The 442-nt window shown below is 17.6% G+C and carries 1 protein-coding gene; it reads right to left on the reverse strand.

The genetic code is table 11. From position 1 onward, the window contains the following. On the reverse strand, positions 1–442 hold a 442-nt coding region (locus tag A500_RS20910), incomplete at both ends, for a hypothetical protein (RefSeq protein WP_016209225.1).

The following is a 442-nucleotide window of genomic DNA, read 5'->3' on the forward strand; positions in this document are numbered from 1 at the left end:
ATATTACTATCAATAGAATTTTTAGAAAAGATTATTATATCATTACTTAAAGTATTAATATAATTTAGTTTCTCATTATCAATTTTATTGACATCTTCAATGATAATTATTTTATCAAATATAAGATTTTTATTGTTTAAATTTATTAGTGTATTAGTATCTAAATTAGATATTATACAAGGAAATAAACTTTTAAATATTTCTTCATCAGATAAATCTGCTTTATTAATATCATTACTAGATATTTTTAAATTTTCTCTTAATATATTATCCCACGTAGAATTAATTGCAGGTAATAGTAAATTACTTCTATTTACTACATCACCACAAATCTCAATTATTATTTCATCAAAATTTTCATATTTATTTAAAATCTCAGTATTTTTTAATTCTTGATCTTCTATTTCTAAATATAATTTTAATTTAGGGGAATATTTATAAG

This window comes from Clostridium sartagoforme AAU1 (assembly GCF_000401215.1).
Classification (GTDB): domain Bacteria; phylum Bacillota; class Clostridia; order Clostridiales; family Clostridiaceae; genus Clostridium; species Clostridium sartagoforme.